Here is a 14458-nt window from a genome sequence, read left to right as displayed (position 1 = left end):
CAATAAATATTCCTTAAAACATCTCGTTAGAATATATGGTAAAAACAAATCGGGTTCCATCTATAAGAGTAATAAAAAATGATGTATATTTAAAAAATAACCTCGTTAGAATTTACAATTCACTCCTATTTACCAATCCAGAATATCCACTTATTATTTCAGCTAAGAGTTACAAACTAAACTAACAACAAGCGTATTAGGCGACATTTTATAGTCAATGTTTTACGATTATATAACTAAGAGAGAAATGGGAAGAAGGGAACCCTAATGAAGCTAAGCATTTTAGATCAATCACCAATCGCATCCGGTCAAACCGCGCAGCAGGCATTGAACGATTCACTTTTACTCGCACAAGAGGGAGATAGACTTGGCTATAGCAGGGTTTGGTTTACGGAACATCATGATTTACCAGGATTAGCCTGTTCAGCTCCGGAGGTGTTGATAAGCTATATTGGTGCGCAAACAAAAAACATTCGAATTGGAGCAGGGGCTGTTTTGCTTCCGCATTACAAGCCATATCGCGTTGCAGAGACCTATAATATGCTTGCAACACTTTTTCCGGGCCGAATTGATATCGGCATAGGACGTGCTCCAGGAGGATCGGCAGAAGCGACTATGGCATTATCCGATAATTATCTGCAAAATGTATACAAAATGCCTGACCTCGTAAAGGAACTATTGTATTTTCTTCGAGAGAAATTTCCAAAAGATCACCTTTTTGAAAATACTTCTGCTGCACCAATCCCAAAAATTCCACCTGTACCATGGGTACTTGGAACAAGTGAAAAAAGTGCAAAACTCGCGGCGGAAAATGGGGTTTCTTACGCATTCGGTGAATTCATGAGCGACAATGATGGGATTAAGAGTCTTGAGTATTATCGTGAACATTTTCAAGCAAAAGGGATCCTGAAAGCGCCTAAAACAATATTAACGGTTTCGGCCCTTTGTGCCGAAACCGAGGAACAAGCAAAAGAGATAGCTCTAAGCAATACACTCTGGAAAATCCAAAGTGGCTTTGGGAAAAGAAAAGTGGTCCCAAGTATAGAAGAGGCGAGGGAGTATGCATGGAATGCAAAAGAAAAAGAACTGAAGGGAAAGATGGATAAAAAAATGATTATGGGCACACCTTCAAAAGTAAAGCACCAGCTCTTGGAGTTACAGGAGGAATATCAAGCAGATGAAATCATGCTTATTACTATAACTCATAAGTTGGAGGACCGTCTGAAGTCGTATCGTTTGATTGCTAAGGAACTTCTGCTCAATTAATCAGGTAGAGCATTTTGTGTGCAATTTATCTGCATTTTCTATATGATGACTTTGGCGTCCAATTAATCATAATTGAAAGAAGTTGAAGATATGAATGCTGATCAGCCTGCAAAAAAACTTAGAGACATTTCTTTTTCCGTACTGGACCTAGCTTCTATTGTCGAGGGTGGTACAGTATCAGCAGCCTTTAAAAATACAGTAGATATAGCTCAGCATGTGGAGAAATGGAATTATAACCGTTTCTGGGTAGCAGAACACCATAGCATGCCTGGAATCGCTAGCTCTGCGACCTCTGTGTTAATCGGTTATGTTGCTGGAAGGACAGAAAAAATACGTGTGGGTTCTGGGGGCATAATGCTTCCAAATCATGCACCACTCGTCATCGCAGAACAATTTGGAACGTTAGAAGCTATGTATCCTGGTAGAATAGATTTAGGACTAGGTCGTGCTCCAGGAAGTGACCAATATACTGCAATGGCTCTCCGTGGCGATGTCCGTAATAATGGCCAAGATTTTCCTGAGCAGTTAGCGCAACTCCGCAGCTATTTAGATGCTGATTCAAAATATAATCGAGTCCGTGCTATTCCTGGTGAAGGGCAAGATATCCCGATTTGGCTGCTTGGTTCAAGCGGCTTCAGTGCGGCACTATCAGCACAGCTGGGATTACCATTCTCATTTGCAAGCCATTTTTCACCTGAAAATACTCAACCGGCTTTAGCACGTTATCGTAATAATTTTCAGCCATCCGACGTTTTAGATAAGCCGTATGTGATGGTCGGTGTCAATGTATTTGCAGCGGATACTACTGAAGAAGCACAAAGAATTGCTACCTCTTATCAGCAGCAATTTTTAAACTTGATTCGAAATACACCTGGACAAATGGCTCCGCCAGTTGATACGATGGAAGGTATTTGGACAGAATATGAAAAAGCCATTGTCATGAAACAACTGAACGCTTCTATTGTCGGAAACCCGAAAGAAGTTGAAGAACAATTACAGACCTTTTTAGATGAGACTCAGGCGGATGAAATGATTATCAACTCTGCCATTTATGATCATAACGCACGCCTTCGTTCCTATGAAATCATTGCAGAAGTTACTGGAATGAAATAAGTGTAAATGTGAATGAGCTTGCAGATTATGTGTCTGCAAGCTCATTTTCAATTACATACCATATCTAATTACTTAGAATCTTATAAATAAAGTAAGGAGAGAAGCATGAAACAGGAAGAACCTTTATCACTATTATTTCACTTCACAGATAAACAAGATGTTAAAAAACCGTTATATTTTACGGAACCGAAAGAAGTTTTTATCGCCCATTCTTTACAGGATGTCCTCCCTCAATTCCAAAAGGTCCAGGCAGCAATCGAGCAGGGATATTATGCAGCAGGCTATGTATCTTATGAGGCGGCGCCTGCTTTTGAAAAGTCTTTTAAAGTAAAAGAAGGAGCAAAAATGCCGTTATTGTGGTTCGGTATCTTTGAGAAACCGGAAGAGTTCCTAGGAAAAATAACTGGTTCATTTCAATTAAATGATTGGGAATCAGAAACGGATTCCCATACATATAATTCTGGGTTTCAAACGATAAAAGCTGAAATCGAGAAAGGCAATACCTATCAAGTGAATTATACGATGCGATTGCAATCTATGTTCGAGGGGGACGACTTTGCTTTCTATGATCGGCTAAAGAGAGCACAACGATCGAACTATAGTGCTTATTTGAATATCGGGACACATCGAATTCTGTCGGCTTCTCCCGAGTTATTTTTCCGCTGGGAGGATGGTCAGCTAATTACTCGTCCAATGAAAGGGACAGTCAAGCGCGGGGTTACCGTGAAAACGGATCAGGCAAATGCGGAATGGTTAGCATGTTCTGAAAAAAATCAGGCTGAGAATTTAATGATTGTTGATTTGCTCAGGAATGACTTAGGAATGATTGCTGAACAAGGGAGCGTTCAGGTACCGAAACTTAAGGAAATTGAAAAGTACCCGACTGTGTGGCAAATGACATCAACCATCACAGCTAAAACGAAACCAAAAACAACGATTATTGATATATTCAAGGCGCTCTTTCCCTGTGGATCGATAACAGGAGCACCGAAAATCAAAACGATGGAAATTATCACTGAACTTGAGAATTCTCCACGTGAAGTGTATTGCGGTGCAATCGGCTTTATTACCCCGGAATGTGAAGCAGTTTTCAATGTACCTATTCGGACGGTTGTTATCGAAAAGGAAACAGGAAAAGCTGAATATGGGGTAGGAGGGGGAATAACCTGGGATTCTGTCTTACTTGAGGAGTATGACGAAGCCTTTTTAAAAGCTAAATTATTGTCAGAGGAAAGACCTACCTATCAGCTGTTAGAGTCGATTAAGCTTGAAGATGGCCAGTATTTTTTATTGGATGAGCATATTGATAGAATGATGCAGTCTGCTGGATACTTTGACTATCAGTTTTCTGAAACAGAACTTAGAAATAAGCTCCAAAAATATGCAGATTCACATTATGATTCGATGCAAAAAGTACGGGTTCTGCTTTTTGAAAATGGAGATTTTGAAGTTTCAGGACAAATAATCAAGACAATGGAAGCAGAAATTTCAGCTATCATAGCCGAAAGTCCAATATCAACTGAAAATCCATTTCTCTATCATAAGACGACTAACCGGGAAGTTTATGAAAAATTTCAAACTAGGCACCCTGAGTTCTATGACGTTTTACTTTGGAATGAACAAGGATATATTACAGAGTTCACGAACGGAAATGTAGTAGTAAAGATAAATGGAGATCTGTTCACCCCTCCAGTAGAATCAGGATTGCTTGCAGGGACTTTCCGTCAGGAGCTATTAAGGAAGAAAGAAATAAAAGAAAAATTAATAACAAAGGCTGATCTTCATAATGCTGAGGAAGTTTGGTTTATTAATAGTGTGCGAAGGGGATTAAAAGTGAATCTTACATTTTAAACCAAAATTGTCCTAGAAAAAGAATACTGTATACGTACATAGCAATTTGCTAAGTTATAGTAGATGATAAATATTGTTACATATGACTAGGAGGGAAATGCTATGGAGAAACAAAAAATCGCAGGTTTATCTTTGATAGAGTGGAAAGAGAAATATCCTTTACTAAAAAAACTTATAAAGACAGATGAAGTTTTTTGGTTGAATCCCAATTATGGAAGCAATCAGGGCATTTCAATCCTCCAGGCCGAACATGTTAAAGCAGCAGAGGAGAGATTAGAGCGATTTGCCCAATATATTGTTCATGCTTTTCCAGAAACAAAACCAACGAACGGTATCATTGAATCACCACTAGTTGAGATTCCTTCGATGAAAAAAAGTATAGAAGAGTCGTATATGACAGATATTTCCGGTAAACTTTTACTTAAATGTGACAGCCATTTACCTATTTCGGGCTCTATCAAGGCACGCGGTGGTATATATGAGGTGTTAAAACGTGCAGAGGAAATTGCCATGGAGCATGGTGGTCTAAAGCAATCAGATAATTATGAGATACTTGCAAGTGATAAATTCAAAGAGTTATTTTCACATTATTCCATTGCGGTTGGTTCGACTGGAAATTTAGGACTGAGCATTGGGATAATTAGTGCCCGCCTTGGATTTAAGGTTACTGTACATATGTCGGCAGATGCCAAGCAGTGGAAAAAAGATAAACTAAGAAACCTTGGTGTCATTGTAAAGGAATATGAAGACGATTACAGTAAAGCCGTCGAAGAAGGTCGAAAAGAAGCATCTCTTGACCCAAATTGCCATTTTATTGATGATGAAAATTCAAAAGATTTGTTGCTAGGCTATGCGACAGCTGCAACACGTCTGAAAAATCAATTAAAAGGGATGTCGATCCCGGTTGACGAAGATCATCCTTTATTTGTTTACTTACCATGCGGAGTAGGTGGTGGCCCCGGCGGTATAACATATGGGCTAAAATTGGCCTTCGAAGACGATGTCCATTGCTTTTTTGCAGAGCCAACACATTCGCCGTGTATGTTGCTTGGATTGGCAACGGCACTTCATGACAAAGTCTCGGTACAGGATTTTGGAATTGATAACAAAACGGAAGCAGATGGACTAGCGGTCGGAAGGTCATCTGAATTAGTTTCTAGTATGATGACATCAATTCTAAGCGGCAGCTATACAATACAGGACAAAAGATTATTTGACTTGCTTCGAGAACTGGCTGAGACAGAAGGATATTATTTAGAGCCATCTGCCCTCGCAGGAGTATATGGACCAGTTCAATTGTTCAGTAGCGAAGAGGGAAAACAATATCTCAAGGATCAAAAACTTCAAGAAAAAATGAAACAGTCCACACATATTATTTGGGCTACAGGTGGCAGCATGGTACCAAAGGTCATGATGGAAGAATATTTAACTAAAAGTTAAAAAAGAAAAAGGAAGTTTACATTTGTGAACTTCCTTTTTCTTTTTAAAACCCCCAGGAGTTCAATAAAAGATGAATAGCTTTTTCCAATTCTGCTTCAGGTATCCCTGCAAAGCCTAATATTATTTTAGGAGGATGTTCATCTATTTTCTCAATGGAATAAGTAGAAAGTCCATATATTTTAATGTCGTCATCAGCCGCTTTTTGAATTAGTGTTTGTTCATCCATCCCATTTTTCACGGTGAGAACAATATGCAGTCCTGATCGTTCACCAATGATTGATATTTGTTGATGATAGGGTTTAATCAAATCAATCACTTTTTCTAATTTACGGCGGTAAACTTTCCTCATACGATTTAAATGTTTTTCAAAATCTCCCTCCCTCATAAACTCTGTTAAAACATGTTGGTCAATCCTTGATACGGTTGAATGGTAGAAAGATAATTCCTCTTGATACCTCTGTAACAACGGAGCTGGAAGAACCATATAACTGATACGAATTGAAGGCATCAATGATTTGGAAAACGATCCTAAGTAAATCACTTTTTCTCCAACATCCATACTTTGTAAAGAAGGAATCGTTTTTCCACTATAACGAAATTCACTATCATAATCGTCTTCGATAATATATCTATTTGCTGCCCCTTGGGCCCAATTCAACAATCGTGTACGTCTGTTAACAGACAGAATCGTTCCATAGGGGAAGTGATGGGAAGGGGTTACATAAACTACATCAATTGAAGACTGCTCAATAGGGTTGACCTTCACCCCTTCTTCATCAACTTCTAATGGATATACATCATTTGGATAGCTACGTAAAATACGATAAATCAAGTGATAACCGGGATCTTCGACTCCGTATATGGTGGTTTTATCAAAAAGAAGAACAAGCTGCTGTAGTAAAATTTCCAGTCCCGCACCAATGATAATCTGTTCAGGGACACATTGGACCCCACGAGCATGATATAGATAGTGGGCAATTTCACAACGTAATTCATATTCACCTTGAGAATCTCCCAGTAAAAGAAGGTCTTGATGAGATTCATCGATTTTATTTTTAATATACTTTCGCCATTTTTCAAATGGAAAGTTCTCAGTATCAATTTGGCTTGGGTGAAAATGATAGAGCAATTCCCTTACTTTATTATCATTCTGTTCTAAGGGAACATTGTCAGTTTGAGTATACTCTAAATCCTCAAATGTTTGTATGTAGTATCCCTTTCTAGGAATAACTTCAACGTATCCTTCAGCAGTTAATTGTTCATAGGCAGTCTCGACGGTATTTTGACTAATCTGCAGAAACTCCGCTAATTTTCGCTTCGATGGCAGCTTCGTTCCAAAGAGAAGACGTCCATCAATTATCTCTTTTTTAATATGCGAATATAATTGTTCGTATAATGGTTCTTCACTCATACGATTTAAGTTACAAGTTAACATATTCATTTTGCTTCCGCCTTTTTTAAATAATTCGTATCTGACCCCATTAAATTATTGAAAACTGATACTTTCAATACGGTCATCTATTTTTTATACTAATTAACAAATCTAAAAAATGCAAATATTAGGGGGGGAGCAGAGGAAAAATCATTAGGAACTGACCCCATTAAATTATTGAAAACTGATACTTTCAATACGGTCATCTATTTTTTATACTAATTAACAAATCTAAAAAATGCAAATATTAGTGGGGGAAGTAATGGAAAAATTATTAGGAACTGACCCCATTAAATTATTGAAAACTGACACTTTCAATACGGTCATCTATTTTTTATACTAATTAACAAATCTAAAAAATGCAAATATTAGGGGGAAAAGTAATGGAAAAATTATTAGGAACTGACACAGTAAAAAGAGGAATGGCACAGATGCAAAAGGGTGGCGTAATTATGGACGTCATTAATGCAGAACAAGCAAAAATAGCCGAAGCAGCGGGTGCTGTTGCTGTCATGGCTTTAGAAAGGGTACCTTCTGATATTCGTGCAGCTGGTGGTGTAGCAAGAATGGCAGATCCTCGAATCGTTGAGGAAGTATTGAATGCTGTTTCCATTCCGGTCATGGCTAAAGCAAGGATTGGTCACATTGTTGAAGCAAGGATTCTGGAATCAATGGGTGTTGATTATATTGACGAAAGCGAAGTGCTGACGCCTGCTGATGAAGAATATCATTTGTTAAAAAGCGATTTCACAGTACCTTTTGTATGTGGATGCCGTGACTTAGGCGAAGCTGCACGCCGGATTGGCGAAGGTGCATCGATGCTTCGTACAAAAGGAGAACCTGGGACAGGAAATATTGTGGAAGCTGTTCGACATATGAGAAAGGTTTTGTCCCAAATTCGTAAAGTGAGCGTAATGAGTGACGATGAATTAATGACAGAAGCAAAAATCTTAGGTGCTCCTTATGAGATTCTAAGAGAAATTAAGCGGACAGGTAAATTGCCTGTAGTTAACTTTGCAGCAGGTGGAATTGCTACTCCAGCAGATGCAGCACTGATGATGGAACTGGGCGCAGATGGCGTATTTGTGGGTTCAGGTATATTTAAATCAGAGAATCCTGAAAAATTTGCAACTGCAATCGTTCAAGCGACTACATATTATACTGATTATGAATTGATTGGCCGGCTGTCAAAAGAGTTAGGTAGTGCAATGAAAGGTATTGATATTTCTAAGCTTGCTCCATCAGAACGGATGCAGGAACGTGGCTGGTAATATGATAACCATCGGTGTTTTGGGTTTACAGGGTGCTGTTGAAGAACATTTAAATCAAATTAAAGCTGCAGGTGAACAAGCTATAATTGTTAAAAAACCTGAACAGTTAAAAGAAATTGATGGCTTAATTATTCCAGGCGGAGAAAGCACTACGATGAGAAAGCTCATGGATCGTTACGGATTTATGGAACCCATCAAAACCTTTTTTGAACTAAAAAAACCTGTCTTCGGTACATGTGCGGGAATGGTATTGGCCGCAAAGAAATTGACTGGGGATGAAGAGGCTTATCTTGGATTAATGGACATTTCCGTGAAAAGGAACGGATTTGGACGTCAGCGGGATAGTTTTGAAGCACAACTCTCGATCAAAGGAATGGAAGAACCATTTACAACTGTCTTCATCCGGGCACCATTCGCGGAAGAAATTGGTGAAGACGTAGAGGTACTAGCTCTTTATGAAGATCATGTTGTTGCTGCGAGACAAGAACATGTCCTGGTTAGTGCTTTTCATCCAGAATTAACAGGGGATAATCGTTTTATACAACTCTTCATCGAAATGGTGAAAGAATCTATCAGTAAAGTTGAAGTAAAAATGTGCTAAATATTAATGAGCTGTCCTATTTTAATAGGGCAGCTTTTTGTTTGCAATAAGATATAAAGGGAACTTTAAAAAAACATCATTTCGCTTGAAATTATAATTCAATAAATCTATAATAAATAAGTGAGTAAATACTTACTTATTTATTTTGAGCGTTGAAAGTGGAATTTATATGACAGCAAGAGTGGCAGTTATTACTGGTGGAGCAAGTGGAATAGGCCGTGCAACATGTCTAAAATTTGCAAAAAAAGGGGACAAAGTCGTTGTTGCGGATTTTAACGAAGCCATGGCAGAAGAAACTGTTGAACTGATTAAGGCAGAAGGCGGAGAAGCTATTTTTGTTAAAACTGATGTTTCAAAGCAAGAAGATGTGGAAGCATTGGTTAATATCACTGTAGATGTTTATGGAAGAATTGATATCATGTTCAATAACGCCGGCATAGGTGCGGGTGGCATGATTCTTGAACAAAATATGGAAGGGTACTTTAAATCGATCGGAGTAAACCAACATGGTGTGGCTTTTGGCATCATGGCAGCCGGACGTAAAATGAAGGAATTAGGAAGTAAGGGAGTTATTATAAATACTGCTTCGGTGTTTGGCTATTTAGCTTCACATGGGACTTTCGCATATCAGGCTTCTAAAGGCGCTGTAAGAATGATGACACAAACAGCGGCTTTGGAATTGGGTGCTTATGGAATACGAGTAGTAGGTATCGCACCAGGCGGTGTGGATACTCCAATTATCCAAGGTTATAAAGATATGGGAATCATCGATAAATTGAATGAAAGCCAAATGCGCGGCAAATTAATTAAGCCGGAAGCAATTGCGAATGCTGTTTATCTACTATCATTAGATGAAGCTGATGCAATTAATGGCAGTATTGTTATGGTTGATGATGGGTATGCATCTTTTAAATGATTTTGAAAAGGAAAACATCGTCCTAATCCGACGATGTTTTCTTTATATGTCTTATATGACTAATGCAAGTCTCATAGACCAAAGGTTATATTGACCGATTGGTATCATCAGGCTATTATGGAAAATAGATCGGACAAGCCGGTCTTATCTTTTTTAAAAGAAGGTTGATATTTTTGAAAAAAGGGCAGCAAACAAAAGAACGGATCATTAATGTAGCCCGGACTCTTTTTGCCAGTAAAGGTTTTGACATGACCAGAACGAATGAAATCGCTTCTGCCTGTAATGTTTCCGAAGCTACGATTTACAAATACTTTGACAGCAAAAAAGATTTGCTTTTGGCTACGATTACTCCTAGTGAAAAAGAAGATGCGGAAGTTGAGACTAGCCACCTTTCTACGGATGAGCTTGTAGAGAATCACGTTATCACATTGATAAAAAAAATTCTTGAAAATAAAGAACAGTATTCGATATTATTTCGAGAAACTCAATACGATCAAGAAATTTCTAAACAATATGTTGAGCAAATCTTCAAGCCAAATGCTAAGCTTATTGAACTTCAGAAGAGAATTGATACTGGAGAGATTCACTATATTTCCGATATTATCTTATTTAATGTAGGAATTATTTCTTTTACATTAGCTTTATCGACCCATTATGAGATTCATCAACAGAAAACGGAACCGTATTTTACTGAGGAACGAATAAAGAGTATTGCTCAGCTTTTAGTATATGGGATTCATGGAAAAAGCAATAATACATAAATGAACGGTCATATTTAAGGCGTATGAATCAACAAGCCGCAAATATGACCGTTGCTTTATCTACTATTAGTATTAGTTGTTCAAGCTTGTACCTCTAGACTTGACGATACATTGTGCAAACTAGTGTAAGCCGAAGAATGGAACTATACCTGTTATTTTGGAAATGCAAAAATTAAAAGGTCAAGGAAGAAACAATTTGAAATTTTAGGAAAAATAGTAGGGGATAACTGAGAAAAGTTTCTGAATAGGTTATTCACATTAATCCCGAGTTAAACACTTGACTTTTATTTTTCTGAATATTACGATGATTATATGATACATGACTTACCTAGGCAGGATTCTTATCCGATTTATTAGTGATTGAGTGATTTTTATTGAATCAGCAAGTCTTATCGCAGATAAGAAAATAATAGGAGGAAATTTATATGAGCGAAATCGTAATTTTATCAGGCAGTCCAGCGAGTCCATCAAGAACTGACATCTCTCTAAAACATGTTCGATCACTAGTTGAACAAGAGGGGTTTACCACTGCTTATTACTCTATAACGGATTTTTCCGCAGATGATCTATTCCAAGGCCGGTATAATAGTGAAGATATAATAAAGCTTTCAGAAAAAATTCAGGGAGCTAGAGGTATCATTATTGGTTCACCAGTATATAAGGCATCTTACACAGGCGTGTTAAAAGCTTTGATTGATTTGCTACCTGAGGGTGCATTTAAAAATAAGCCTGTTCTGCCAATTATGATTGGTGGAAGTAACAGGCATTTATTGGCGATTGATTACGCACTTAAACCTTTAATTTCAATTTTAAAAGGTGAGCCGTTGCAGGGCTTATATTTTGTAGATAAGGAAATAGATAAGCAGAATCCTGAAAGCCCAATTAAAGATGGCGAATTAGTTGATCGTGTGCAAAGTCAGGTGCAAGAATTTGTTGAAGCGATTCAATTAAGAAAGAATTAAATGCTGTTAATAGACGAAAAGTAAAGGCTTAAGGTTTTGAACTATTTTTATTTTCATGAGATTAAAGATTATTTATGTACAATCATAAAAACTAATTAACTTTAACAATTAGGCCTTAAACAATTGTAAAAAGAGGTAAGTAATGAAATAGACTCATTTTTTTAGGAGTTTCTCTTAAAAATGAGTCTATTTTCATATTTAACTGATACAATATCCGTTCAAGGAAAAGTGTGTATAATAATAACAGTTCACCCATTTTATTAATCCAAGTTATTTTATAAGAAAACTCCATTGACAAGGAATAAATATATGTTAATATTTAAAATAATAAAACTTATCCAGAGCGACGGAGGGAATTGGCCCTTTGAAGTCCAGCAACCTGCATGATGGATGCAAGGTGCTACATCCAACAAAATGTTGATCATTTTGGAAGATAAGGTAAAAAATATTACCTTGAAAATCTTTCCATCATGGAAGGATTTTTATTTCTGTAAAATTCGTTTGCAAACCATAGCATTGTAAGATGTTTTGGAATATATAAATTTAAGAAAATGCATTTTATAAACGGGTCAGCTATACGATAAGCTAGTCTCGGATTTTCTTAAAGGAGGAACTGGCTTGGAAAAAGAGAATCAGCTGGAGGAAATATTTGAACGCCTACAAGAAATGCTTAAGTCGATGAAATATGGATCCATAACACTTATCGTCCAGGATGGTAAAATTATTCAAATGGAAAGAAATGAAAAGCTGAGAATTAAATAAGGTATCTGCTGACTAGAAAACTAGAGGTGGATTTAACTGATAAAAAAGAGAGTATTAGTTAAATTCGTCTCTTTTTTCTAGGGTCTTTTAAGCGTTAGAAAACATCAGCGAGTATTAATCGCAAGTTACTCTATTCTGTGAAACATTTAGCAAGTTTTTAGAGGGGGCTTTAAGAGTGTCTGCATTAGTAAACTATGAAAATTTCGACACAGAGATTTTGCCTGCATTTCCTGAGGACAGTGAGACAAAAGGTGCTTTAGAAGTTCTTGAGTGGGCAAATTCCCAATATGGTAACAAACTCATTTATGCATGTAGTTTCGGCATTGAAGGAATAGTACTTACGGATTTATTGGCAAAGGTCAATCCTTCAGCCAAAATTGTTTTTCTGGATACGGATGTTCATTTTGAAGAGACTTACAAATTAATTGAACAAGTTAAAAAGCGCTATCCGCAGCTTTCAATTGAAATGAAAAAGCCGGCATTGACGCTTGAGGAACAAGCATCTGAATATGGAGATGAGTTATGGCTCCGTGATTCAAATAAATGTTGCAGCATACGTAAGATCGCGCCGCTTACTGAGGTACTTTCAACGGCAACTGCTTGGCTCTCGGGACTACGCAGAGAGCAATCTGAAACAAGAGCATTAACGGAATATATTAATCAAGATAATAAGTTTAAATCAATTAAAATATGCCCGCTTATTCATTGGACATGGAAAGATGTTTGGCGCTATGCCCATAAAAATGGACTTCCATATAATGTTCTTCACGATAATGGATATCCTAGTATTGGCTGTAAAACATGTACGGCACCTGCAATCAATGCCGATGATTTACGCTCAGGACGTTGGCAGGGCGCGCAAAAAACAGAATGCGGATTACATTTATCTTAATAAATAGAAAATTTAGGGGGAAATTAGCATGACAGTTAGCTTACCGCACGGAGGAACGTTGATCAATCGTTGGGAACCAGACTATGATATTACTAAAATAAACAACTCAATCGAAATTGATGAGATTGCTTTAAGTGACCTGGAATTAATAGGTACTGGGGCCTATAGTCCTATTAAAGGATTCTTTACAAAAGATGACTATCAAGCAGTGGTTAAGGATATGAGGCTTAGCAGCGGCCATGTTTGGAGCATCCCGATTACTTTGCCGATTACTGATGAAGTAGCAAAAGCTCTTACTCTAGGAGAAGAAGTAAAGTTGAATCATGAAGGAGAAACATACGGAGTTCTTATTGTTTCTGATATCTTCAGACCTGATAAACAATTGGAAGCCACATTAGTTTATCAAACGGATGATGAGAAACATCCTGGTGTGAAAAATTTGTATAACCGTGGTGAAGTATATGTCGGCGGGGATATTAAATTAGTTAAACGAATCGAACGTCCGCTATTCCAAGATCATTATTTGGATCCTGTTGACACAAGAAAAACTTTTGCTGAAAAAGGCTGGAAAACAGTTGTTGGATTCCAAACAAGAAATCCTGTTCACCGTGCACATGAATACATTCAAAAAACTGCATTGGAGATTGTAGACGGTTTATTTTTAAATCCGCTAGTAGGTGCTACTAAATCAGATGACATACCAGCTGATGTACGGATGGAGAGTTATAAAGTACTACTAGAGAAATATTATCCTAAGGATCGTGTCTCCCTAGCAGTTTTCCCTGCTGCCATGCGTTATGCAGGGCCAAGAGAAGCCATTTTCCATGCCATGGTTCGTAAAAATTACGGATGCACCCACTTTATTGTTGGCCGTGACCATGCCGGTGTGGGCGATTATTACGGCACTTATGATGCACAAAAAATCTTTGGTAATTTCAAACCTGACGAGTTAGGAATCACGCTATTATTCTTTGAACATAGCTTTTATTGTAAAACATGTGGAAATATGGCTTCTGCTAAAACATGTCCGCATGGTAAAGAAGATCATGTTATCTTATCCGGAACGAAGGTTAGGGAAATGTTACGTAATGGTGAAATTCCACCAGCTACCTTCAGTCGTAAAGAAGTCATCGAAGTGTTAATCGAAGGCCTGAAAAAGAATGAAGTATTTAACTAAACTAGTTTCAAATA

General features: G+C 37.6%; 13 protein-coding genes and 1 riboswitch. Of the genes, 12 read left to right on the top strand and 1 reads right to left on the bottom strand.

The features are described from left to right. Positions 1–267: 267 nt before the first annotated feature. The 4 genes from NST21_RS15955 to NST21_RS15940 all read left to right on the top strand — a co-directional run bounded on the left by NST21_RS15955 (position 268) and on the right by NST21_RS15940 (position 5670). The gene (locus NST21_RS15955; protein ID WP_340890149.1) at positions 268–1266 is read left to right on the top strand and encodes an LLM class flavin-dependent oxidoreductase; all 999 of its coding nucleotides are present in this window, start codon (positions 268–270) and stop codon (positions 1264–1266) included. Between the two features lie 90 nt (positions 1267–1356). After that, positions 1357–2379 (top strand): LLM class flavin-dependent oxidoreductase, encoded by a 1023-nt coding sequence (locus NST21_RS15950; RefSeq protein WP_340890146.1) that lies wholly within the window; start codon positions 1357–1359, stop codon positions 2377–2379. 105 nt (positions 2380–2484) lie between these two features. Continuing rightward, the gene (gene pabB / locus NST21_RS15945; protein WP_340890144.1) at positions 2485–4230 is read left to right on the top strand and encodes an aminodeoxychorismate synthase component I; all 1746 of its coding nucleotides are present in this window, start codon (positions 2485–2487) and stop codon (positions 4228–4230) included. Between the two features lie 102 nt (positions 4231–4332). Next, the gene (locus NST21_RS15940; protein WP_340890143.1) at positions 4333–5670 is read left to right on the top strand and encodes a D-serine ammonia-lyase; all 1338 of its coding nucleotides are present in this window, start codon (positions 4333–4335) and stop codon (positions 5668–5670) included. A gap of 43 nt (positions 5671–5713) precedes the next feature. Here NST21_RS15940 and pdxR read toward each other — a convergent pair whose 3' ends face one another. After that, a complete protein-coding gene (pdxR, locus tag NST21_RS15935) occupies positions 5714–7111 on the bottom strand; it encodes a MocR-like pyridoxine biosynthesis transcription factor PdxR (RefSeq protein WP_201185153.1) in 1398 nt (465 codons plus the stop codon). 374 nt (positions 7112–7485) lie between these two features. On the opposite strand from pdxR, the gene pdxS reads away from it, so the two are divergent. The 8 genes from pdxS to sat all read left to right on the top strand — a co-directional run bounded on the left by pdxS (position 7486) and on the right by sat (position 14444). Then, on the top strand, positions 7486–8373 hold the full coding sequence (gene pdxS, locus NST21_RS15930) for a pyridoxal 5'-phosphate synthase lyase subunit PdxS (RefSeq protein WP_053346361.1): 888 nt from the start codon (positions 7486–7488) through the stop codon (positions 8371–8373). A 1-nt stretch (position 8374) separates the two neighbouring features. After that, positions 8375–8974: a pyridoxal 5'-phosphate synthase glutaminase subunit PdxT gene (pdxT, locus tag NST21_RS15925; protein ID WP_053346360.1), complete on the top strand. Its 600-nt coding sequence runs from the start codon at positions 8375–8377 to the stop codon at positions 8972–8974. Positions 8975–9143: 169 nt separating this feature from the next. Beyond that, entirely contained in the window at positions 9144–9890 is a 747-nt protein-coding gene (locus tag NST21_RS15920; RefSeq protein WP_340890141.1) for an SDR family NAD(P)-dependent oxidoreductase, read from the top strand. 173 nt (positions 9891–10063) lie between these two features. Then, positions 10064–10651, top strand: a complete 588-nt coding sequence (locus NST21_RS15915) for a TetR/AcrR family transcriptional regulator (RefSeq protein WP_201185149.1) — start codon at positions 10064–10066, stop codon at positions 10649–10651. 425 nt (positions 10652–11076) lie between these two features. Beyond that, positions 11077–11613, top strand: a complete 537-nt coding sequence (gene ssuE / locus NST21_RS15910) for an NADPH-dependent FMN reductase (RefSeq protein WP_340890140.1) — start codon at positions 11077–11079, stop codon at positions 11611–11613. A 331-nt stretch (positions 11614–11944) separates the two neighbouring features. Next, positions 11945–12053: riboswitch (SAM riboswitch) on the top strand. A 178-nt stretch (positions 12054–12231) separates the two neighbouring features. Continuing rightward, positions 12232–12375 carry a YezD family protein gene (locus NST21_RS15905; protein ID WP_082527691.1) on the top strand — a complete coding sequence of 48 codons (144 nt, stop codon included), beginning with the start codon at positions 12232–12234 and terminating at the stop codon, positions 12373–12375. Positions 12376–12589: 214 nt separating this feature from the next. Continuing rightward, the gene (locus NST21_RS15900; RefSeq protein ID WP_056528812.1) at positions 12590–13267 is read left to right on the top strand and encodes a phosphoadenylyl-sulfate reductase; all 678 of its coding nucleotides are present in this window, start codon (positions 12590–12592) and stop codon (positions 13265–13267) included. A 28-nt stretch (positions 13268–13295) separates the two neighbouring features. Next, positions 13296–14444, top strand: coding sequence for a sulfate adenylyltransferase (sat, locus tag NST21_RS15895; RefSeq protein WP_053346356.1), 1149 nt, complete (start codon positions 13296–13298; stop codon positions 14442–14444). Positions 14445–14458 lie beyond the last annotated feature (14 nt).

Origin of the sequence: Peribacillus sp. FSL K6-1552 (genome assembly GCF_038005205.1) — a bacterium.
GTDB classification, from domain to species: Bacteria; Bacillota; Bacilli; order Bacillales; family DSM-1321; genus Peribacillus; species Peribacillus butanolivorans.
Note: the sequence above shows the minus strand (reverse complement) of the source record. Positions and strands in the feature narration are given on the sequence as shown.